The 22,681-nt window shown below is 40.6% G+C and carries 22 protein-coding genes and 1 pseudogene; 21 read left to right on the top strand and 2 right to left on the bottom strand.

Going from position 1 to position 22,681, the window contains the following annotated elements; all coding sequences use genetic code 11:
- Window positions 1-5 precede the first annotated feature (5 nt).
- The 6 genes from nagA to QRD39_RS05455 all read left to right on the top strand — a co-directional run bounded on the left by nagA (window position 6) and on the right by QRD39_RS05455 (window position 8,050).
- On the top strand, window positions 6-1,154 hold the full coding sequence (nagA, locus tag QRD39_RS05430) for an N-acetylglucosamine-6-phosphate deacetylase (protein WP_285955915.1): 1,149 nt from the start codon (window positions 6-8) through the stop codon (window positions 1,152-1,154).
- A gap of 110 nt (window positions 1,155-1,264) precedes the next feature.
- Window positions 1,265-2,506 (top strand): YkvI family membrane protein, encoded by a 1,242-nt coding sequence (locus QRD39_RS05435; protein WP_285955916.1) that lies wholly within the window; start codon window positions 1,265-1,267, stop codon window positions 2,504-2,506.
- Between the two features lie 460 nt (window positions 2,507-2,966).
- Complete coding sequence (gene glyQ / locus QRD39_RS05440) at window positions 2,967-3,881, top strand: glycine--tRNA ligase subunit alpha (protein ID WP_285955917.1); 915 nt, start codon at window positions 2,967-2,969, stop codon at window positions 3,879-3,881.
- Between the two features lie 277 nt (window positions 3,882-4,158).
- Window positions 4,159-6,195 carry a glycine--tRNA ligase subunit beta gene (gene glyS / locus QRD39_RS05445; RefSeq protein ID WP_285955918.1) on the top strand — a complete coding sequence of 679 codons (2,037 nt, stop codon included), beginning with the start codon at window positions 4,159-4,161 and terminating at the stop codon, window positions 6,193-6,195.
- Window positions 6,196-6,228: 33 nt separating this feature from the next.
- Window positions 6,229-6,486 (top strand): DUF896 family protein, encoded by a 258-nt coding sequence (locus QRD39_RS05450; RefSeq protein ID WP_285955919.1) that lies wholly within the window; start codon window positions 6,229-6,231, stop codon window positions 6,484-6,486.
- Between the two features lie 172 nt (window positions 6,487-6,658).
- The gene (locus QRD39_RS05455; protein ID WP_285955920.1) at window positions 6,659-8,050 is read left to right on the top strand and encodes an amino acid permease; all 1,392 of its coding nucleotides are present in this window, start codon (window positions 6,659-6,661) and stop codon (window positions 8,048-8,050) included.
- Window positions 8,051-8,131: 81 nt separating this feature from the next.
- Here the strand turns inward: QRD39_RS05455 and QRD39_RS05460 are convergent, their stop codons facing one another.
- Window positions 8,132-8,758, bottom strand: a complete 627-nt coding sequence (locus QRD39_RS05460; RefSeq protein ID WP_285955921.1) for a nucleotidyltransferase — start codon at window positions 8,756-8,758, stop codon at window positions 8,132-8,134.
- 141 nt (window positions 8,759-8,899) lie between these two features.
- Entirely contained in the window at window positions 8,900-9,655 is a 756-nt protein-coding gene (locus QRD39_RS05465) for a peptidylprolyl isomerase (protein WP_285955922.1), read from the bottom strand.
- Window positions 9,656-9,943: 288 nt separating this feature from the next.
- Here QRD39_RS05465 and QRD39_RS05470 point away from each other — a divergent pair, with 288 nt between their 5' ends.
- From QRD39_RS05470 to QRD39_RS05545, 15 genes and pseudogenes are all read left to right on the top strand, one after another.
- Window positions 9,944-11,338 (top strand): MFS transporter, encoded by a 1,395-nt coding sequence (locus tag QRD39_RS05470; RefSeq protein WP_285955923.1) that lies wholly within the window; start codon window positions 9,944-9,946, stop codon window positions 11,336-11,338.
- 65 nt (window positions 11,339-11,403) lie between these two features.
- Window positions 11,404-12,189, top strand: coding sequence for a hypothetical protein (locus tag QRD39_RS05475; protein WP_285955924.1), 786 nt, complete (start codon window positions 11,404-11,406; stop codon window positions 12,187-12,189).
- Window positions 12,190-12,464: 275 nt separating this feature from the next.
- Entirely contained in the window at window positions 12,465-13,367 is a 903-nt protein-coding gene (locus tag QRD39_RS05485; RefSeq protein ID WP_285955925.1) for a DNA/RNA non-specific endonuclease, read from the top strand.
- A 9-nt stretch (window positions 13,368-13,376) separates the two neighbouring features.
- A complete protein-coding gene (locus QRD39_RS05490; RefSeq protein ID WP_164376060.1) occupies window positions 13,377-13,829 on the top strand; it encodes a hypothetical protein in 453 nt (150 codons plus the stop codon).
- Window positions 13,819-14,283 carry a hypothetical protein gene (locus tag QRD39_RS05495; protein ID WP_164376062.1) on the top strand — a complete coding sequence of 155 codons (465 nt, stop codon included), beginning with the start codon at window positions 13,819-13,821 and terminating at the stop codon, window positions 14,281-14,283. The genes QRD39_RS05490 and QRD39_RS05495 overlap by 11 nt, the downstream gene beginning before the upstream one ends.
- A 72-nt stretch (window positions 14,284-14,355) precedes the next feature.
- Window positions 14,356-14,527, top strand: a pseudogene (locus QRD39_RS05500) (PoNe immunity protein domain-containing protein); the annotation flags it as partial.
- Window positions 14,528-14,659: 132 nt separating this feature from the next.
- The gene (locus QRD39_RS05505) at window positions 14,660-15,193 is read left to right on the top strand and encodes a T6SS immunity protein Tdi1 domain-containing protein (RefSeq protein ID WP_285955926.1); all 534 of its coding nucleotides are present in this window, start codon (window positions 14,660-14,662) and stop codon (window positions 15,191-15,193) included.
- 222 nt (window positions 15,194-15,415) lie between these two features.
- Complete coding sequence (locus tag QRD39_RS05510) at window positions 15,416-15,652, top strand: hypothetical protein (protein ID WP_164376066.1); 237 nt, start codon at window positions 15,416-15,418, stop codon at window positions 15,650-15,652.
- Between the two features lie 21 nt (window positions 15,653-15,673).
- Window positions 15,674-16,141, top strand: coding sequence for a helix-turn-helix transcriptional regulator (locus tag QRD39_RS05515; protein WP_164376068.1), 468 nt, complete (start codon window positions 15,674-15,676; stop codon window positions 16,139-16,141).
- Window positions 16,142-16,385: 244 nt separating this feature from the next.
- Window positions 16,386-17,615 (top strand): MFS transporter, encoded by a 1,230-nt coding sequence (locus QRD39_RS05520; RefSeq protein ID WP_285955927.1) that lies wholly within the window; start codon window positions 16,386-16,388, stop codon window positions 17,613-17,615.
- Window positions 17,616-17,731: 116 nt separating this feature from the next.
- Complete coding sequence (locus tag QRD39_RS05525; protein ID WP_285955928.1) at window positions 17,732-18,637, top strand: LysR family transcriptional regulator; 906 nt, start codon at window positions 17,732-17,734, stop codon at window positions 18,635-18,637.
- An 8-nt stretch (window positions 18,638-18,645) separates the two neighbouring features.
- Entirely contained in the window at window positions 18,646-19,119 is a 474-nt protein-coding gene (gene lspA, locus QRD39_RS05530) for a signal peptidase II (RefSeq protein WP_285955929.1), read from the top strand.
- Window positions 19,091-19,984, top strand: coding sequence for an RluA family pseudouridine synthase (locus tag QRD39_RS05535; protein ID WP_008533998.1), 894 nt, complete (start codon window positions 19,091-19,093; stop codon window positions 19,982-19,984). The genes lspA and QRD39_RS05535 overlap by 29 nt, the downstream gene beginning before the upstream one ends.
- 215 nt (window positions 19,985-20,199) lie before the next feature.
- Window positions 20,200-20,721: a bifunctional pyr operon transcriptional regulator/uracil phosphoribosyltransferase PyrR gene (gene pyrR, locus QRD39_RS05540; protein ID WP_008533999.1), complete on the top strand. Its 522-nt coding sequence runs from the start codon at window positions 20,200-20,202 to the stop codon at window positions 20,719-20,721.
- Between the two features lie 658 nt (window positions 20,722-21,379).
- Entirely contained in the window at window positions 21,380-22,657 is a 1,278-nt protein-coding gene (locus QRD39_RS05545) for a solute carrier family 23 protein (protein ID WP_002889465.1), read from the top strand.
- Window positions 22,658-22,681 lie beyond the last annotated feature (24 nt).

Consider the following 22,681-nt stretch of genomic DNA (forward strand, 5'->3'; position numbering starts at 1 on the left):
GTCCTATGACTTATTATATTGCAGCCAAACGATTTTATTTTGATCATAAGGTCAAAGAAGGTGGCTACTTGGCAGTCACAGATGGTCGTTTTGCTGAGTGGACAAAAAACGCACCAGAAGGTGCAGAGGTGCTAGATTACAGTGACTATCAAATTGCTCCTGGTCTTGTGGACACCCACATTCACGGCTTTGCGGGTTATGATGTTATGGACAATTCGGCGGAAAGTCTCTTAGGTATGAGTCAGGCCTTACTTTCAGCAGGTGTGACCTCTTTCTTGCCGACAGCCTTGACCGCACCATTTGAAGAGCTGAAGGCCATTTGTCAAACGATAGCTGAGACGGCTGGTAAGGAAAGAGGCGCCAAAATTCAAGGACTCTTCTTTGAAGGGCCTTATTTCACTGAAACCTACAAGGGTGCTCAAAATCCAAAATACATGGGCAATCCAAGCCTTGAACAGTTGCAAGCCTGGCAAGAAGCGGCTCAAGGAAAGTTAATCAAATTGGCCTTGGCTCCTGAGCGTGAAGGAGTGGCTGATTTTATTAAAGAAGCGACTAAACAAGGTGTGACAATTGCCTTGGGACATTCCAATGCTACTTATGAAGAAGCCGTGGCAGCAGTGGAAGCTGGTGCTTCAGTCTGGGTTCACGTTTACAATGGGATGCGTGGCTTTAGTCATCGTGAGCCTGGTATGGTCGGTGCAGCCTTTGATAGTCCAGATACCATTGGTGAATTGATTGCGGATGGGCACCATGTTCTACCAGCTGCCTGTAGCGTCCTTATCAAGCAGAAGACGCCTCAAAATGTTGCCCTGATTACAGACTGTATGTCTGCAGGAGGACGTCCCGATGGCGACTATATGCTGGGTGAGCTTCCTGTTATTGTGGAAAATGGCACGGCACGCCTTAAGGAAGGTGGTAACCTGGCTGGTTCTATCCTACAACTTAAAGATGGTGTCAAGCACGTCGTTGATTGGGGTCTGGTGACGGTTGCTCAAGCTTTACAAATGGCGAGTCATGTTCCAGCTAAATCTGTTGGTCTTGAAAATGTTTGTGGTAGTCTTAAAGCTGGTCTAGCAGCCGATTTCATCGTTTTAGATGACTCTTTGGAGTTACAAGCAACTTTTATCGATGGTCGTAAAGCTTGGGAAAAGTAATGGTCTAAGCAGTGCTTTTATATAAAGGTACTGTTTTTTCTTATTTTTTACAGAATTGTAACAGTAAAGGTGTAAAATAGAAATACTTTTTTATTTTTACAGGAGGTAATATGTCAAAACGTATTTGGAGCATTGCTCTGGCCTATGTCGGTGTAATGATTGGCGCAGGAGTATCTTCAGGACAGGACCTCTTGCAGTATTTTGTCAGCTTTGGAGCCTGGGGTCTGATAGGTGTTATTGTCTTAGGAGTTCTACATGTTGGTTTTGGCCGTTTGATGATTGCTCTGGGAAGTTATTACCGTTCGGATGATCATTCGGTTGTTCTTGCGGAAATTAGTCATCCCGTTATATATCGTATTTTGGATATTGCTCTCATTATCACCTGCTTTATCTTTGGTTTTGTGATGACGGCTGGTGCAGGAGCCAATTTGAATCAACAATTTGGCATGCCATTTTGGGTAGGAGCTTTTCTCTGTACGGCCTTGACTATTGTGGTCAGCTTTTTAGATTTCAAAAAAATCATCGGAGTTATCGGAGTCTTTACCCCTATGATTCTGGTAATGATTGCTCTTATCTTTATGACCAATGTTTTAGGGCGTCACTGGGATTTTGCAGAGATGAATAGGATTTCACAAACTATTCAATCCCCATTTCCAAGCGTTTGGATGTCTGTCGTCAATTATTTTGCTGTTTGTGTTATGTCTGCCATCGCTATGGCCTTCGTTATGGGGGGATCCATTTTCAAAATTAATGAAGCTGAAAAGAGTGGAGCCTGGGGTGGCTTCATGGTTGGTGTGATTTTCTTTATCACGACCCTGATTCTTTTTGCTAATAGTGACAAGGTTGTCAAGTCAGATGTGCCTATGTTGGCTATTGCTAAGGAAGTTAATCCTATCTTTGCAACCCTCTATGCTTTCGTGATTTTTGGTTTGATTTTCAATACTGTTTTTAGTCTCTATTATGCTCTAGGCAAACGCTTTGCAGCTGGTAGTGAGAAACGGTTCAAGTTTTTTGTGACTGCTTTTTCTCTCAGTGGTTTCCTTGTATCCTTTATGGGTTTTCGTCAATTGGTCGCAGTCATGTATCCCATTATCGGTTATATGGGATTACTGATGCTGGTTGTCTTGGTTGTTGCAAGTTATCGTAAAAAAGCAAAGATTCGTAAGGAAAAAGAAATCCGAAATCATCTTTTAGCTATTGTCGAGAAAGCTTATGATCCTAATCAAGATTTAACACCTCAGGATAAGGAAAAGGCAAAGCAACTTAGAGATGCTTCAATCATTGACAATCAAACACTCCGGGAGGATTCTCATGCTCATGTCCGTCAGGAAATGGGGATTGATGAGAAGTAGAATTAGAATTCTATTTTACAAGTTTATCTATTTCTGCTATAATACTGACAAGAAAGAAAGGCTTATGGCGTTTTTCTAGCGAGCTTGGGATAGTGAAAGCCAAGTAGGGCAAAGTAAGCAAGTGGCGCTTTCTCTTAGCAAAGAGCTGAGTAAAGTAAAATACAATGAAGTAATAAATTAGGGTGGAACCGCGTTTCTGACGCCCCTAGGTCATATGACTTGGGAGCAAAGACACGGTTCTTTTTGTATTCCAAGTCGCAATTATAAAAATTAAGGAGTATTAAATGTCTAAAAAACTAACCTTCCACTGCGTCAGTGGCAGAGACCTCCTTACAGTCGGACTGCCCCACGCTCAGCACTAGGTTGCCTGAGCTAGACGCAGTACTAACTCGTCTTGTCTCGTATAATCGACGAGGCAGACTCGTGTCGCAAGAAATCATTTTTAATTAAGGAGTATTCAATGTCTAAGAAATTAACATTTCAAGAAATTATTTTGACTTTGCAACAATACTGGAATGACCAGGGTTGTATGCTCATGCAGGCTTATGATAATGAAAAGGGTGCGGGAACTATGAGTCCTTATACTTTCCTTCGTGCCATTGGGCCTGAACCATGGAATGCGGCTTATGTAGAGCCATCTCGTCGTCCAGCTGATGGTCGTTACGGGGAAAACCCAAATCGTCTCTACCAACACCACCAATTCCAAGTGGTCATGAAACCATCACCATCTAACATCCAAGAGCTCTACCTTGAGTCATTGGAAAAATTGGGGATTAATCCTTTGGAACACGATATCCGTTTTGTTGAAGATAACTGGGAAAACCCATCAACTGGTTCGGCTGGTCTTGGTTGGGAAGTTTGGCTTGACGGTATGGAAATCACTCAGTTCACCTACTTCCAACAAGTTGGTGGATTGGCAACTGGTCCGGTAACTTCTGAAGTTACTTACGGATTGGAACGTTTGGCTTCTTACATTCAAGAAGTAGACTCAGTTTACGATATTGAGTGGGCTCCAGGCGTTAAATACGGAGAAATCTTCCTTCAACCAGAATACGAACACTCAAAATACAGCTTTGAAGTTTCTGACCAAGACATGCTTCTGGAAAACTTCGAGAAATTTGAAAAAGAAGCAGGACGTGCTTTGGAATTGGGCCTTGTTCACCCTGCCTATGATTACGTTTTGAAATGTTCACACACCTTCAACTTGCTAGATGCTCGTGGAGCAGTATCTGTTACAGAACGTGCCGGTTACATTGCCCGCATCCGTAACTTGGCCCGTGTCGTAGCTAAGACCTTCGTTGCAGAACGTAAGAAACTCGGTTACCCACTTCTGGACGAAGCTACACGCGCCAAACTCCTAGCAGAAGAAGAATAAAAAGAGTATTAGAAATAAAAAAGGGCGAACCCAGTGAGCCCACATGGCTACCCAGAGGCAAGTCGAAGACTTGCTAAAGGAATAGGCACCGCCGTACTGGTATATGGGGATTTTTGAAACCTTAGGTTCAAAAATCAGTTGGCTAAATTCACTTTGATGAGACTGTTGGAAATCTATATCAAGGAGATAAAAGATTTCCCTACAGACTCACAAAGTTAGTTAGCGACGTCCCCAGTACTTAAGGTGCCTATCAAAAAGAAGATGCAAAGGAAGAAACATGACAAAAAATTTATTAGTAGAATTAGGACTTGAAGAGTTGCCAGCCTACGTTGTCACACCAAGTGAAAAACAACTCGGTGAAAAAATGGCAGCCTTCTTGGATGACAACCGTCTTTCATACGAAAGTATTCAAACCTTCTCAACACCTCGCCGTTTGGCTGTCCGTGTCATTGGCTTGGCTGATCAACAATCTGATTTGACAGAAGATTTTAAAGGACCTTCTAAGAAAATCGCCTTGGATGCTGATGGAAACTTCTCAAAAGCGGCGCAAGGCTTTGTCCGTGGAAAAGGCTTGACCGTTGACGACATCGAATTCCGTGAAGTTAAGGGTGAAGAATACGTCTACGTGACGAAACATGAAGCTGGAAAACCTGCCAAAGAAGTCTTGGCTGGCGTTCCAGAAGTGCTTGCTTCATTGACTTTCCCTGTTAGCATGCACTGGGCTAACAACACCTTCGAATACATCCGCCCTGTCCACACTTTGGTTGTCCTTTTAGGCGACGAAGCGCTTGACCTTGATTTCTTGGATATCAAGTCAGGTCGTGTGAGCCGTGGTCACCGTTTCCTTGGGCATGAAGTGGAAATCACCAATGCAGATTCTTATGAAGAAGACCTTCGTACTGTTTACGTCATTGCCGACAGCAAAGAACGTGAAAACATGATTCGTGAGCAAATCAAAGCTATCGAAGCAGAACAAGGCGTTCAAGTGCAGATCGAAGAAGGACTTTTGAATGAAGTCTTGAACTTGGTCGAATACCCAACTGCCTTCATGGGAAGCTTTGACACTAAATATTTGGACGTTCCAGAAGAAGTTTTGGTGACCTCAATGGAAACCCACCAACGTTACTTTGTTGTACGTGACCTTGATGGTAAGTTGAAACCAAACTTCATCTCAGTCCGTAATGGGAACGCTGAGCACTTGGAAAATGTTATCCGAGGAAATGAAAAAGTCTTGGTAGCCCGTCTTGAAGATGGTGAATTCTTCTGGCGTGAAGACCAAAAACTTAAGATTGAAGACCTGGTTGCTAAATTGGCCAACGTAACTTTCCATGAAAAAATTGGTTCCCTCTCAGAACACATGGCCCGTGCTGGTGTCATTGCTGCGTCACTAGCTGAGCAAGCTGGTTTGACTGCTGAAGAAACGACAGCCGTAGCGCGTGCAGCGGAAATCTACAAATTTGATCTCTTGACGGGTATGGTCGGAGAGTTTGATGAATTACAAGGAATTATGGGTGAAAAATATGCCCTCCTTGCTGGTGAAGATGCTGCGGTTGCGACAGCTATTCGTGAGCACTACCTTCCTGATGCAGCAGATGGTGCCCTTCCAGAGACCAAGGTTGGTGCTATTCTTGCGCTTGCAGATAAATTGGATACCCTCCTTTCCTTCTTCTCAGTTGGTTTGATTCCATCAGGTTCAAACGACCCTTATGCGCTTCGTCGTGCAACACAAGGTATTGTTCGTATCTTAGATGCCTTTGGTTGGCACATTCCTATGGATGAGTTAATCGACAGCCTTTACGGACTTTCATTTGATAGCCTTTCTTATGACAATCAAGCAGAAGTGCTTAACTTCATCAAGGCGCGTGTGGACAAGATGATGGGACGCACATCTAAAGATATCAAAGAAGCTGTACTTGCTGGTTCAAACTTCGTGGTAGCGGATATGCTTGAAGCAGCAGATGCTCTCTCAGAAGCTGCGAAGACGGACGGTTACAAGGCAGCTGTTGAGTCACTCTCTCGTGCCTTCAACTTGGCTGAAAAAGCAGATGATGCAGTAGCTGTAGATGCTAGCCTCTTTGAAAATGACCAAGAAAAAGCTCTCGCTCAAGCAGCAGAAAGTCTCGAATTGACTGGTTCAGCTAGTGATAAATTAGCTCAACTCTTTGCCCTTAGCCCAGTCATCGATGCCTTCTTTGACAATACCATGGTCATGGCAGAAGATGAAGCTTTGAAAAATAACCGTTTGGCTATTCTTGCTAGTCTAGTAGCAAAAGCCAATAAAGTCGCTGCCTTTAATCAATTGAACACTAAATAATGACCTGGTGACAGGTAGAAAGTAGGTCTTATTATGACACCTGAAAAAATTGCTCGGATCAATGAGCTTGCTAAAAAGAAAAAAACAGAAGGTTTGACGCCAGAAGAAGCAGTGGAACAAGCAAAACTTCGTGAAGAATACATTGAGGGTTATCGTCGTTCCGTTCGTCACCACATCGAAGGAATCAAAATTGTGGATGAAGAAGGAAATGATATTACGCCTGAAAAACTACGCCAGGTGCAACGTGAAAAAGGTTTGCATGGCCGTAGTCTCGATGATCCTAAATCATAAAAAACAAAAGAATAGGAGCTTGGAAATTTCTAAGCTCTTGTCTTGCGTCAAAAAATTCTGAATATTCCAAATAAAAAATTGACCACTTGCTAAAAAAATGATAAAATATAAGTTATGTGAAAAATAACATGAGTTAATAAATCATGTTAAATAGAATTGGAGTGAAAAAAATATGTCGCAAAAGCAACATCACAAAGAAGACGACAGCCAGACTGAAAATGGTATGGTACGTGGTCTTCAAAACCGTCACGTCCAGCTAATTGCCATTGCTGGTACAATTGGTACAGGTCTCTTTCTGGGAGCAGGGCGTTCCATTTCCTTAACAGGACCGTCGATTGTTTTTGTTTATTTGCTGACTGGTGTCTTCATGTATTTCATGATGCGAGCTATCGGTGAGATGCTTTATATGGACCCCAACCAACATACCTTTATCAACTTTATTACCAAATACCTTGGTAAGGGTTGGGGCTTCTTCTCAGGTTGGTCCTACTGGGTATCCTTGATATTCCTTGGGATGGCAGAAATCACTGCCGTTGCGACCTATGTCCAGTACTGGTTCCCGCACTGGCCAGCCTGGGAGATTCAGCTAGTCTTCCTACTGATCTTAAGTTCCGTTAACTTGATTGCGGTTAAAATCTTCGGAGAAGTAGAGTTTTGGTTTGGGATGATTAAAATCATCACTATCTTGGCTCTGATTGCTACTGGTATCTTTATGGTAGCGACTGACTTTAAAACACCGGCTGGACATGCTAGTCTAGCAAATATTACACAAGGCTTCCAGATGTTCCCTAAAGGATGGGTAAGCTTTGTAATGACTTTCCAAATGGTCTTCTTTGCTTATCAAGCTATTGAGTTTGTTGGGGTCACAACATCTGAAACCGCAAATCCGCGTAAGGTCTTGCCTAAAGCCATTAAGGAAATCCCTGTGCGTATTGTCATCTTCTACGTGGGTGCCCTCATTGCTATCATGGCTATCTTCCCATGGCAACAACTTCCAGTTAATGAATCACCGTTTGTAACAGTCTTCCAAATGGTTGGTATCAAGTGGGCAGCAGCCTTCATTAACTTTGTTGTCTTGACAGCAGCAGCTTCATCTTTGAACTCAACGCTTTACTCAACAGGTCGTCACCTTTTCCAACTTGCTAAGGAAACACCAAATAGTAAAGTGATGAAGACTTTGAAATTGGATACCTTGTCACGTACAGGGATTCCTGCTCGTGCCATCATTGCTTCAGCGGTTGTGGTATGTATCTCAGCCTTCATCAACATCTTACCTGGTGTATCAGATGCCTTCTCTTTGATTACAGCATCATCATCAGGGGTTTACATTGCAATCTATGTTTTGATTATGATTGCGCACTGGAGATACCGTCAATCTAAAGAGTTTTTACCAGACGGCTTCCTTATGCCAGCCTATAAGATTTTAAACCCATTGACAATTGCTTTCTTCTTGTTTGTATTTGTTTGTCTCTTCTTACAACAATCTACCTATATCGGTGCGATTGGAGCGACAATCTGGGTGATTCTCTTCGGTATCTACAGTAACTGGAAACACAATAACTAAAACATGTTAACTCACCCTTGTGGTGAGTTTTCTTGTGTCGTAAAAAGGACACAGGGTGATATCCTGTGTCCAAAAGCTTATTTAAGCGAGGCTTTCTTGATGAAAGAAGCCACCCCATAGCCCTTTGCTGCGATGGAAAATAGCAGGTCTGTGGTCGTTATGAGAACGGCCATTAACATCGAGTTTGGCCCACTCAAGTGCCTGGTGGGCGTTACGATCAGAGACTGTCGATGTGCCAATGTAGCTGTAAATTCCAGCCTTTCTGAGAATAAATCCCTGAAGCTGACGAATGTGTTCATCGTTGAGCGACTCTGAAAATTGGATCTTAACCGTTTTGTAGTTAAGGGCCTGAACTGATTCAACGACAGGGGATTCAGCCAAGAGGTGTAGTAGTTCTTGGTGTTGAGCAAAATATCTATCGTAGTCCATGGGAAGGATAATCGTATGGGCAATCCAATCTTCCAAATTAGCTTTAGCCTTTTGGCTAAGACCTCTCGCTTTAATAGTGAGGTTATCTATATGGAAAGGCAGCTGGTCAATGTGAGTCATTTTTGAACCATAAGCCTTTCTGAAAAGCGGCGTACTTGATAGAATATGTCCAGTAGGTGACATGATAGCCAGGGCCGTTTCCTTGGTTTGATAACCAAGATTGTGACATTCCATGCTAGCGTAAGTGTCTTTAAATTCAATAATTGCTCTTGTTTTCATCGTGTAACTCTCTTTCTGTTAGTTTATAAACTAACAATAGTTTATCACGAGTCCTTAACGAGGTCAAGAATTAACCTCCAAAAATAAAAAAATTTCAAGTCATCAAAAAACTTCGAGAATCAATTTCCCGAAGTTATTTTACTAGAATTTGTAGTCTTTCACAATTTTGATGGCGTTAACCGTTACCGTTTCTTTTGGTTTGTTGTTTTGATCGACTTCAAGATTGGCAATGGTATCAACGACATCCATCCCTTTGATGACTTGTCCAAAGACGGTATATTTGGTATCACCGGCTGGGTATCCACCTTTTTTGTAGGCGTCAATAATAGGTTTTGGATAACCAGCACTTGAAAGTTGTTTACTTTGGTCATCCTTGTTTTGAACGATGAAGAATTGGCTACCATTTGAATCCTTAGCACCAGTATTTGCCATGGCAAGCGCTCCTCGAATGTTGTAGAGGAATGGTGTTGGCTCAAGAGCGAAGCCTTTCTTCCAGATAGATTCGCCACCAGTACCGTCACCTTTAGGGTCACCACTTTGAATCATAAAGTCTTGGATGACACGGTGGAAGGTAAGACCGTCGTAGTATTTATCCTTGGCATGCTTCAAGAAGTTTTCAGAAGCCTTAGGAGCCAGAGTAGGGAAAAGCTTAACAGTTATATCGCCCTTCGATGTCTGGAGGATAACTTCAGCCTCGTCCTTTCCAACCTTGTCTGACAATTGAGGAAAGGCGTTTTTACCAGATTTTTGAGCTTTTTCTAATTGTTTCGTGTATATCTTGTTGTCAACGTAGGCATCTCCACGAATGGCACGTGCAATATTTTCACGGTAGACAAATCCTAAGCAAGCAATAACAAGTACAAGGACTAAGAGAATGTACTTTTTAATGTTTTTCATATATAACTCCTTTGATGCATTATACCTATTATTGTAGCAGAAAAAAACCTTTTGGGAAACGGTTAACAGAGGTTTGTAATTATGGTAAAATAGAAACATCAACAAGAAAATGAACAGGGACTAGATATAGGGAAAGGTTGTTTCACTCAAACAGCGAGCGAGGCATAACTTTTGAAAGACGTAGGATGCTCACGGATAAGCAAGCTGTGTGTCTATGTTTTACTTATGGAAAACGTCACTAAGCTGAGGGGTCCATTTGTTTGCATTTCTTGAAAAAAGGAGATTTTTATGTCAACTAAAGCAGAATGGGCTGAACTCTTTGAGTCGGTTCATGGGCGTAAACCTAGCCCCCAAGAATTTTTGGACGCTAAAGCAGCTGATTTTGATACTAGCGCTTTGATTGCTCAAGCGGCATCTGTAGATGCCCCAGCTAAGGAGCCTGCTACTGAAGAAACACCTGCAGCACAAGTCGTTTCAGATACTGAGGAAGTCGCTCAAGAAGACGATATCGCTGATGTTGCTGAAACAGCTGAAGATGCTGTCGCTGAACAAGTAAGCAATGAATCACCATTTGGAACAGCAGCCTTCCCAGAAGCGCCTTCTCAACAACCAACACCACAATTTGATTCAAGCATGTTTGAAAAGGCTTCTATTCCTACAACTCAAGGATTTGGAGCAGTTCCTAATCCAGCACCTAGCTCAGCAGATAAACCTGTCTTCAACCTTATCTTGCCGATTGTTGCGATTGCCCTTTCAGTAATCTTTGCCATCTTGTCATGGTTTGTTAGTCCCGCTTGGCTCTTCATCATCTTGACAGTCCTTGCACTCGCTTTGGCAATGGTTTCACTTATCTTTAGCCTTAAATCAAGCAAGAAATTGCTCTCTATCATTGCAACGGCAGTAGCTGGAGTCATGCTCCTTGTCTCTATTGGTGGTTTGATTTTCCAAATTTCTCAAAACTCAAATGACAATGCAGGCTCAAGCAAAACATCAAAAGTTGCTGACAAAGATGATGAAGATGATGACAGCGATTCAAAATCTGATTCAAAATCTAATTCAAAATCTAATTCAAAATCTGATTCAAAATCTGACTCAAAAGGTGATAGCACTGACGTCAACGATTACATTGACAAAAATGCTAAATTTGACTGGAATGAATCTAAGTTCAAGAAATTGAAAGCTGGAAAAGACTCTGCTAAGTCAATTATGAAGACTTATGGTAAAGCATCAGATGCTCAAATGTCAGGTGATGACTTGAGCATGACTTATTCTGGCAAAGACTATAGTGAACATGTTTACCTAACCTTTAAGAAACAGTATGATGGTACCTTTATCTTGTCACATGCTTCAGGAAACTTCCCTACAGATGCTGTACAAACTGATGACTCATACAAATCTGACTGGACGAAAGAACAGTTTGATGCTCTTAATAAGGGAGATTACAGTAATCCATCAAACGGAACAAAACTCGAAGATATCCTTAAGGATCACCCTAAAGCTTCAAACGCTGAGTACACCATCTCAACCGTTCGTGAAGGTGAGTTCAAGAAAGAATTGAGCGTTTCTTATAACGACTTTAAAGCTGAAGATGGTAAACTTAAGAGTGTTTACTTGTCATTTGACACTACAGAAGATGGTGATACATTCTACCTTACTTATAAATCAGGTCCAGATGGCGATTAATTAAGCTGATTAAGGAAACAGGAGGGGAGACCTTCCTGTTTTTTCGTAATAAAAGGAGAAAACTTTTGAAATTCTTGAATTACACATATGAGCAAAGTCAGTCTATTGTCACTAAGGAGACTGTAGAAAAACTCAATCAAAAAGGTAGCTGGAAACGTTTTATTGGTTTATTTATCACTTCAATCCTTCTTTACTTTTCTTCTATTGCCACACCGATGTTTATAAAGGGCTTGACCGTTGAACAAGATCCTACATTTTCTTGGATTCAGTGGCCCATGATTATCTTGTATGTAGTCATGTATCTGGTCTATCTGCTCTTTTCAATAAGGCACAGAAAAAGCCCGATGAAGCTGAAATTTTGCACCTACTTTTATATGGTGATTTTACTTGCTATCTTTACGGTATGTGCTGGTATAATGATGATGACACGACGAAATATTGTCAGTATATTATCGGGTGCCATGTTTCTTCTTTCCATTTATTATTTGATTCGAACGGTTCCCCGTAAACTGAAAGAAGCCGTTCAAAATCAGACAGAGTTTAGCCCCATGGTAGCACTTGTGACTGAAAAGATTTCGGATGGCTTGGTCTTTTTAGGTGGAACGGGGATTACAGCCGGACTTGTGCTGTTTGACCGCTCCACTGGGAGTAATTTAAGAGGGAACATCGATGCGGTGTTGTTGCCCCTAATGCCAGCAATATTTGTCTTTGCGACTTATGTCTTTTCCATTGATTTGCTACGAGGCTATTACCTCTTCAAATACTCTGAGCAATATAGAGAGCAGTTTGGCTACTCGGTTAAGGACTGGTACGGAGAGAAGTCGAAGGAGTATAGGAGGATGCTGGGTTAGTACCGTTAAAATGTTCTTTTAAATTAGGTAATCAATTATATGCTTGAATTATATTGATGAACCTGATAATCCTAGTATCTGCATTTGGTCACATGAGAACTCTTATGAATTAGAGCTTGCAATTGAATTTGTTGCGAAGGAGTTTACAGATTTTTTCGAGATGCTTCATGATTAATGAAGACTAAACCACCCTCGAGGTGGTTTTCTTGTAATCTCAAGATGGTATAATTGAATAGTTGGCTATTGTCTAAAAGCTAGACGACTTTGCTCGTGGTTTGGCTCGTGTTGGGACTCGAGGTGCTGGTCTTAGCAAGGATATTGCTCTGAGTGTCAAAAACAAGTTGACTCACCTCGGTGCGAACGTTTCTGATGACCTTGCCCGCCTGTCAGGTAAGGTTGAAGATGCCTTTGCCTATGCGGATGGTGCTGTCTCAAAGAATATCGGTAAGCACAATGCTCGTTTCTATCAGTCAAATGGTGGCAACTGGGATGAAGTGGCGTCTGGAATCCTTGGTGGTTCAGGTGCAGGACGTAAAGCAACCGCAGAGTTTAGCGACGATGCTAGCCAGGCCCTTGCCAAACATGGTGATGAAGTCAGCCAAGCCCTCAAAGAAACTGGCGAACAAGCTGGTAAGCATGCAAATGCTGAATTTTGTGGCGAAGCAAGTGTAAATACCAATGAAGGCAGAGGTGGCCTTGATAATAAAATCGTTAATAGCGATAAGATTATTCGTGATGGATCTCATTTTGATGAACTCGGGAACTTGAAGCCAAATGTCAAATATCAATCTGGCGAGTTTGAATATCTTTATCAAACAGATGATATAGGACGTGTGACGGAGTGGGATGCTCCTAAACTAAATATGACAGAACGCGATACTCGTCTTTCGCATGATTCCAACACTCCAGGTAAATTACCGGGAGACCATGCAGGCCATTTAGCAGGAGATAGGTTCGGAGGTTCACCTGAAATTGATAATTTGGTTTCTCAATTGAGTGGTGTGAACTTGAGCGATTATACAAAATTGGAAAACCAATGGGCTAAAGCTTTGAAAGCAGGAAAAGATGTTTCTGTCAATGTGAAGGTGAACTATGTTAGAGACGCTCTAAGACCGGATAGTTTTGATGTGAGGTACACAATTGATGGTTTTCCATTTAGCAGAAGAATAAAAAATTAGAGGTGAAAAATGATTTTTGAAGATAAGTTATCAGAAATTCAAACAGATATGATTAGTTTAGCTCTTGAACTAGCGGAAGATAAAATTGATACGGCATATATATACGGTTCTTACGAGAATAATTCCTTATCTTTTAACAGTTTTTTTGCTCAAGATAACAAAGTATATACGATAAATAAACTAGACCAGCTTGGTATAGAAAATTTAACAAAAGATAGAATGTTTCAATATTTAGAAATTGGAATAAGTGACTTAGAGCGATTTATAACATTATTTCAAGAGGATAAAAAACAAGCCCCAACTCAACTGAAATTGGTATATGATAATGTGAATAAAAAAGCTAATGCTAAATATTCTTATGAAATTTTTTATTCAAATTCTGACTCACTAACTCCTGAAGATATTTTCATGGAATGGTACAATGAAGTGAAGGAAGAAGTTGAAGGGCATCATGATATTTGAAGACGAATTTTCAGCTAAACAAACAGATATGATTCAGTTGGCATTAGAATATGCAAATAGGGTAGAGCAAAAGGTTGATACTGTGTATATCTATTGTTCTTTTGAAACAATGTATTCCTTTGATGTTTTCTATAAAGATGATAAAAATAATATTGTAATGTTGCATGAACTTTCAAAAAAAGGTATGAGTGAATCTGAAATAGATAATCTGATTTTTTCAGTTTTAAAATTAGGCAATAAAGATTTACAAGATATTCAAAAAATTTGTCAAAAGTATAATCGTCCGATGCCTTCACAAATAAAATTGATTTATGATAATGTAAAAAAGAGTGTAAATGGTAAGTATTCCTATGATTTATTTTATTCTAACTCAGACACATTAACAGCAGATGATATTTTTGAACAATGGTACAATGAAGTGAAAGAAGAAGTCGAATCGTCTCGTAAGATTTGAAATAAATTCTAGAATGTTGGATTAAGGTTTACAAAGTAATAAAATTTGATGGTGATTTTTTAATGGAAATCGTATAATCATTCTGAGGCATCTTGGTACGGCACACATAGGACAGAGGACGCTTACTACGGTTACTGGAGCTTTGACACAGCTGCACTTTGCAAGATTCGTGGCATCTATGACCAACGTTTCAAAAGATTTGGATTTCTTTCCTTATGATTTGCTAGTTCAGAAAGAACAGTAACATTGACTTAACCACCTTCGAGGTGGTTTTCTTATGGTCTGGAGATGGTATAATGTGAGGGTGAAAGGGATGCCTTTGGAAGAATACTTTCTTGACTATACGATTAAGAAATTAGATTGGAAATGAGAAAAAATGATTAAAGATTTTGTGAAAGTAGCAGATATACCCAAAGAGGTAATTGGAAAATATAAAAGTGAAGTCCCTGTAGAATTAATTGATATTTGGGAAAACCAAGGTTTGGGTACCTTTTTGAATGGCTACCTAAAAGTCATAAATCCAGATGACTATAGTGAATTAGTGAGAGATTCGTATTTCAGGGGCTATATTTCCATTCCAATTTTCGTGACCGCTTTTGGCGACATCATAACTTGGGAAGAAAAGAAATATGTGGGAATTATTAAATACAAAAATGGCAGTTTTAATATCATGATAAAAAAATTTACTCATTTTTTGAAATTTATAGATAGTAATCATATTACAAAACATTTTGACCTACCGCTTTACCATGAAGCGATTGAAAAATATGGTTTGTTAGATTATGACCAGTGTTTTGGATTTGTACCCTTGTTAGCATTAGGAGGATTCAAAGATGTGGATCATCTAGATAAGGTCAAGATGTATGAGCATATCTTATTAATAACTACATTGGTGGGCAAGATCGAATAGTGGACAATCAAGAAATAAATATTGGTGAATTTATAATAAGAAGTAGATTTTAATGTACTATCATTTCGTACTTTTTAGAGGTAATATTCTCCCCGTTACGTAATGACTTGGAGCGTTGTATCCTAGTTTCTAAGGACGTTGCGCATATTTTACTATTCGTTGCGTGCTTTTAGTCATGGGTCTTGATAAATTTAAAGTAACAAATTTGAGGAGGTATTCTTAATGTTACAATTTATTAAGAAAAACAAAGCTAATTTTATATGGGTGCTTATTTTTGGATTAACGGGGCTGATACTGAAACCTTTAGTTAATTTATCGGTCAGTTTATCAAACAAATATCCGTTAGTTACGAAAATTTTATTATTTCTATTACTCGTTGCTGTTTACTTTATTAATAAACATCCTCTCTATATAATATTAATAGTAATTTTGCTAGCAGAACCTTTTATAAAAGAATAAAAATAAGACAGGGGTATTAAAATGGACATTGCCACGTTGATCAAAGAATATAGAACTAAAACAGGTATGACTCAGCAAGAACTTGCAGATAAAGTATTTGTTACTCGTCAGACCATTTCTAAATGGGAATTAGGAAAAAGTGAACCTGATAATGTTTCACTGGATTTATTATTTAAAGAGATGAATATTGAAAAAGAATCTCAAAAAGGCATTAAAGCTAATTTAATTAGCAGAAAAAATATTTTACTTACAATAATTGCCGTTTTATTCTCTCCATCGATACTTATTATTAGACTATTGGTAGTTAAAATAGGCAAGATGGAAAATAAAAGATTAGTCATTTTGATTAATACCTTTCTCTTTGTAATAATTGGCATTTATATGAAGAGTTTAAAGGATGATGTATACTTTGGTTTCTTGGGAATTATTGCAATATCTTATAGCCTTTATAGTTTTTATAAGCTTAGTTTGGAAATCAAGAAGGATTAGATACTTAACTATACAAGTATAAAAAACTAGTCATACTAATATCTGAATTGCCCCCAAAAGTGTGACAGAAAAAATCTAACTTTTTGGGGTAGTTTCTTTTCTTCTTCCATCCATTTTCATGAGATGGCTTGTCACTTAAGCACATCAGGCAGTCTCAAAAAATTCTCTCTTATATCCGACCTTATTTTCATAAGACCAGATTAAAGTATGATAAAATAAAGAAAAAGAGATAAAGGAGTCAGCTATGGCAACTAGAGAAGAATGGGTGCGTCACTTTGAGGACGTCAATGGTCGTAAACCAAATCCTGAGGAGTTTATGGAGGCTAAGAAAGAGGATTTTGTCATCGCTACTGAGGAGGAAGTTGCCCAAGTGTCTGAGCAAGTTGAGGATCAGCAGGTGGATAGCTCTGAAACTACTGAAGAAGTGACAGCTGACTCAGTAGCAGATAAGCAACTAGACGAGGCTCAAGTGGCATTAGAGGAGGAAGCTCCTAAGCAAATGCCTGAGTTGAATCTGGAGAAAGAGCAAGAAAAAGAGGCTCCAAAGGCAAGTCAGATGCCTTTGGAAAACCCTTATTACAAATCTAAAGAAGTCAAAAATAATACTTTTGTCAACATCGTTCTTCCGATTATTATCCTAGTCTTGGGGCTTATATTTGCCGTTTTGGCTTGGACACTTCCAATCGGTTTCATCTTTACCTTCTTTGCTTTTTTCCTTATCATTTTGGCGATTGTGACTATGGCGCTGAGTGTGAAGTCAACACGCAAGGCCTTATCTATCATCGCTTTGGTTATGTCCATCATCTTCTTTACGACGTCACTTAGTGGAACAGGCTATCAAGTGGTCAAGTATATCATTAAACATGCCGATCAGTTTGAGGCTGATAGTCGTTACAGAGCAAATGAATACATTGATAAAGATTATAAATTTGACTGGACAGAGGACCAGTTTAAGGAGTTGAAGGTTGACTCTTTGACTTTAGATGAGGCCCTAGATGCTCACGGTAAGGCTACGGATGCCGAGTGGGGCAATGATGGTGAGACACAGACGTTAGACCTTACTTATGCAAAAGAGGGAAGGGGTAGTGATAACTTTGTCCGTTTGACCTTTAAGTCTAAAGATGGTACTTACATTCTAGAGCATGCTTCTGCAGACTTTGGCTATGATAAGGTTAAGGAAGTTAGTGACTATCAAAGCAACTGGACAAAAGAGGATTATGATAAGCTAACGGTGGGTACTCAAGCAGATTTGCTTAAGGGAACACGTCTTTCAGATGTTGTCTCAAACCACTCTGAGGCCAGCTTTAGTACGCATGAGCTGACTCAGACTGATGAGGGAGACCTCACACAAAAAGTATCGCTTAGCTTCTACGATTATAGTCCAGACAGTGGTAAACTTAAGACGGTTCACTTAACGTTTGACTATGATAAACGTGAAAACGAGTACTTCTTAACAGATAAATCAGATGAATAAGGCTACTTTCTTAGTCACTCAAGCTCGGGGTCGCCTGGGCTTTTTTAGTCTCAACAAAAGAAGATAAAATTTGGTATAATAGAAATGATTGATTTTTCAAGAAAGAAGTGTCACACATGAACATACAACAACTACGTTATGTGGTAGCTATTGCCAACAGCGGTACCTTCCGTGAGGCTGCCAGCAAGCTCTTTGTGAGTCAGCCTAGCCTTTCGGTGGCGATTAAGGATTTGGAGCAAGAGCTGAATTTTCAAATTTTCACCCGTACAACGACGGGGGCTGTCTTGACCAGTCAGGGCATGACTTTTTACGAGCGTGCGCTTGAGGTGGTGCGCAGTTTTGATAGTTTTGAAAATCGCTATCTCAATGCTTCTGAGAAGGGCAACCAGTTTTCAATTGCCAGCCAGCACTATGACTTTTTGCCACCTTTGATTACGACTTTTTCAGAACGTTATCCTGATTACAAGGATTTCCGTATCTTTGAGTCTACGACCATTCAGATTTTGGATGAGGTAGCCAAGGGACACAGTGAGATTGGGATTATCTATTTGAATCGTCAAAATAGCAAGGGAATCCAGCAAAATATGGACAAGCTTGGGCTTGAGTCTATTGATTTGATTCCGTTTAAGACGCACATTTATCTCCGTAAGGGGCATCCTCTGGCTAAAAAAGACAGTCTGGTCATGGAGGACTTGGCGGCCTTGCCTACAGTGCGTTTCACTCAGGAGAAGGACGAGTACCTTTACTATTCTGAGAACTTTGTGGATACGTCAGATTCGTCTCTTATGTTTAACGTGACGGACCGTGCGACCTTGAACGGTATCTTGGAGCGTACGGATGCTTATGCGACGGGGTCTGGTTTCCTAGATGCGCAAAGTGTGAACGGTATTACTGTGATTCCACTAGAGGACAATTTGGACAACAAGATGGTGTATGTCCGTCGTAAGGGCATTAGCTTGTCGTCTTGTGCCCTTAAGTTTGTCAATGTTATGTTTGACTACTTTGACACTTATAAACCATAGGAGGACATATGCGTAAGGTTGTGATTCCTTTGGCTATTCTGGCCCTGATTGGTTTGGATCAGTGGGTCAAGCATTGGGTTGTGGCAAATATTGCCCTAAACCAAGTCATCAAGGCTATACCGGGACTTTTCAGTTTGACCTATCTACAAAACCGTGGTGCTGCCTTTTCGATTTTACAGGATCAGAAATTTTTCTTTGTGATTTTGACGGTTCTGGTGATTGGTGCGGCTCTGGTTTATCTGGTTAAGAATTACCAGAAGAGTATCTGGTTGGTTCTATCTTTGGTTTTGATTATCTCAGGTGGTATTGGAAACTTTATCGACCGTGTGCATCTAGGGTATGTGGTTGATATGGTTCAGCTTGATTTTATTGATTTTGCAATATTTAACATGGCAGACTCCTATCTAACGGTGGGCGTGCTGCTCTTGATTTTAATCTTATGGAAAGAGGAAAATGGAAGTCATCATAAAAGAGGCGGGTAATCGTCTGGATAAGGCCTTGGCAGATTTGACAGAATTGTCACGCAGTCAGGCCAATGAAGCCATCAAGGCTGGAACGGTCTTGGTTAATGGTAAGTCGGCAAAGGCCAAGTATGCAGTTAAAGAGGGTGACGTCATCACCTATGAATTGCCAGAAGAAGAGGTCTTGGAGTACAAGGCTGAAGATATTCCTTTGGATATTATCTACGAAGATGCGGATGTGGCAGTCGTCAACAAACCTCAAGGCATGGTGGTCCATCCATCAGCTGGTCACACGTCTGGGACCTTGGTCAATGCCCTCATGTATCATGTCAAGGACCTATCGTCTATCAACGGTGTGGTGCGTCCGGGGATTGTCCACCGTATCGACAAGGACACGTCTGGTCTTCTCATGGTTGCTAAGAATGATAAGGCCCACAATGCTTTGGCGGCTGAGCTTAAGGACAAGAAGTCTCTGCGCAAGTATGTGGCTATCGTGCATGGCAATCTGCCTAACGACCGAGGCGTGATTGAAGCTCCGATTGGGCGTTCAGACAAGGACCGCAAGAAGCAAGCGGTAACGGCCAAAGGGAAGCCTGCGGTAACTCGCTTTACTGTTTTGGAACGCTTTGGCAATTATACTTTGGTGGAGCTGCAGCTAGAAACAGGTCGTACCCATCAAATCCGTGTGCACATGGCTTATATTGGTCATCCAGTGGCGGGAGATCCTCTATATGGGCCTCGTAAGACCCTCAAGGGTCACGGACAATTTCTACATGCCAAGACCCTTGGTTTCACGCATCCTACGACTGGAGAATTGGTCGAATTTACAGCAGAAGAACCTGCTATTTTCAAGGAAACTTTGGAGAAGTTGAGAAAAGGTAACTAATCATCAAACGGATGGTCTTTCTTGGGAGAGGCTATCCGTTTTTTCCTTGTAAAAGGGTCTAAATTTTGCTATAATTTACCTAATTGAATAAGTCCTTTAATCACTGTCCAGAGAGGCAGGCAAGGAGCCATAAGAAGTGTACAGGTAAACTGTGCCATATTTTTGTGTATCTCCTTGTTTCAAGGGGATTTTTTTGTATTTAGAAAGGTTCTTTTATGAAGAAAAAAGAAATCGTCGATGACGTAACCATGAAGCGTGCCATTACACGTATCACTTATGAGATTATTGAGCGAAACAAGAATCTCGACAAGATTGTCTTGGCTGGTATTAAGACACGTGGTGTTTATATTGCTCAGCGTATTCAAGAGCGCTTGAAACAGTTGGAAAACCTTGATGTGCCATTGATTGAGCTTGATACTAAGGCTTACCGTGATGATGTTAAATCTGAACAGGACACATCCCTTATTCCTATCGAAATTGATGGTACGGATGTTATCCTTGTAGATGACGTGCTCTACACAGGTCGTACGATTCGTGCTGCGATTGATAATATCGTTAGTCATGGACGTCCGGCGCGTGTCGGTTTGGCTGTCTTGGTTGACCGTGGTCACCGTGAATTGCCAATCCGTGCAGATTATGTTGGTAAGAATATCCCAACAAGTGAGTCAGAACAGATTGAAGTTTTGGTTTCTGAAGTTGATGGTAAAGATAGCGTCAACATTATTGACCCAAGCTGAGTTGGCTGACAGTTAGGGTGAAACGCCCTTGTATCTTGTTAAATGAACATGCCCTAAGCCTTGTGCAAAAAAGATAAATACTCTTAGGAGCTGGCGCTCCGTCATCGTATTTCCTATTTTTGCTTTAGGCTTTAGACGGGCTTTGTATCTTGTTAAATGAACACAGGACTCATTTCTTAGGAAAAAAGATAAGTCTCCTAGCACTCTTTGGAGTGCCTTGTCGACTTCCTATTTTTCTACAGAAATGTTTAGCTACGCTAAAACGTCCCTTTGTATCTTGTAAATTGAACACGGGCTAAGAGCTGTGTAAAATAGATAAATCTTCCTAGAAGCTAAAGCTTCGGCGTCAGATTTCCTAATTTTACTTTGCTCTTTATACGCCCTTTGTATCTTGTTAATTGAACACGGGACTCATTTCTTAGGAAAAAAGATAAGTCTCCTAGCACTCTTTGGAGTGCCTTGTCGACTTCCTATTTTTCTACAGAAATGTTTGGCTACGCCAAAACGTCCCTTTGTATCTTGTAAATTGAACACGCCCTAAGCCTTGTGCAAAAAAGATAAATACTCTTAGGAGCTGGCGCTCCGTCATCGTATTTCCTATTTTTGCTTTAGGCTTTAGACGGGCTTTGTATCTTGTTTTAAGGAGTCCTTTGATATCGTGAATAACGTAAAATATGATGTGAATGATATGCCGAAACCTGGTTTGTTGGTTGGTTTGTCATTCCAGCACTTGTTTGCCATGTTTGGTGCGACGGTGCTTGTGCCGATTTTGGTTGGGATTGATCCTGCCATTGCTCTTTTCTCATCTGGTTTGGGAACTTTGGCTCACTTGACGGTGACTAAGTATAAGATTCCAGCTTATATGGGGTCTAGTTTTGCCTACATTGCTGCTATGCAGATGCTTATGAAGTCTGATGGTATTGCGGCGGTGGCTCAAGGTGCCATGGCTGGTGGTTTGGTCTACTTGATTGTTGCCTTGATTGTTAAGTACGCAGGAAATAACTGGATTGATAAGGTCCTTCCGCCAATCGTGGTCGGTCCTATTATCATTGTTATCGGTTTAAGTCTTGCGGCTAATGCTGTTAAGGATGCGACAATGGTTAATGACACCTATAGTGTCTTCAGCCTTGTAATTTCTATGGTGACTCTCTTTGCGGTTATCCTCTTTAACATGTATGGCAAGAAAATTGTTGGTGTTATTCCAATTTTGTTGGGCTTGATAGTTGGTTATATTTTCTCAGTGGTTTTTGGTTGGTTAACGGGACATGAGTTTGTTCAATTTTCAAAAGTTGCGGCTGCTCATTGGTTCCAAGTTCCAAGCTTTGATATTCCGTTTGTGAATTACGACTTCAAGTTTTATCCAAGTGCGATTTTAACTATGGCTCCGATTGCCTTTGTGACAATGACGGAACATTTTGGCCATGTCATGGTTCTAAACAGTTTGACTGGTCGTGATTACTTCAAAGATCCAGGTCTTGACCATACCTTGTCTGGAGATGGTTTGGCACAAATCATTGCTGGTTTCTTTGGAGCTCCTCCGGTAACTTCTTATGGTGAAAATATTGGGGTTATGGCCCTCAGTAAGGTCTACTCAGTTTACGTTATTGCAGGCGCAGCAGTGATTGCGGTTTTGATGAGCTTTATCGGTAAGGTATCTGCTCTCTTGAGTTCTATCCCAACGGCTGTTTTGGGTGGGATTTCCATTGCCCTCTTTGGGGTTATCGCTGCTAGCGGTATGAAAATTTTAGTTGAACATAAGATTGATTTTGATAATAAAAAGAATCTCTTGATTGCTAGTGTTATCTTGGTGTCAGGTATTGGTGGTTTGATGATTGACCTTGGTGGTCTTCAAATTACTGGTGTGGCAAGCTCGACTATTCTTGGTATCTTGCTTTACCAAATCTTGCCAGACCCTAATAAAGGTAGCAAGGATTAGTTAATCATTTTAAAAGGAAAAACT

Source organism: Streptococcus raffinosi (assembly GCF_030284685.1).
Taxonomy (GTDB): Bacteria; Bacillota; Bacilli; order Lactobacillales; family Streptococcaceae; genus Streptococcus; species Streptococcus raffinosi.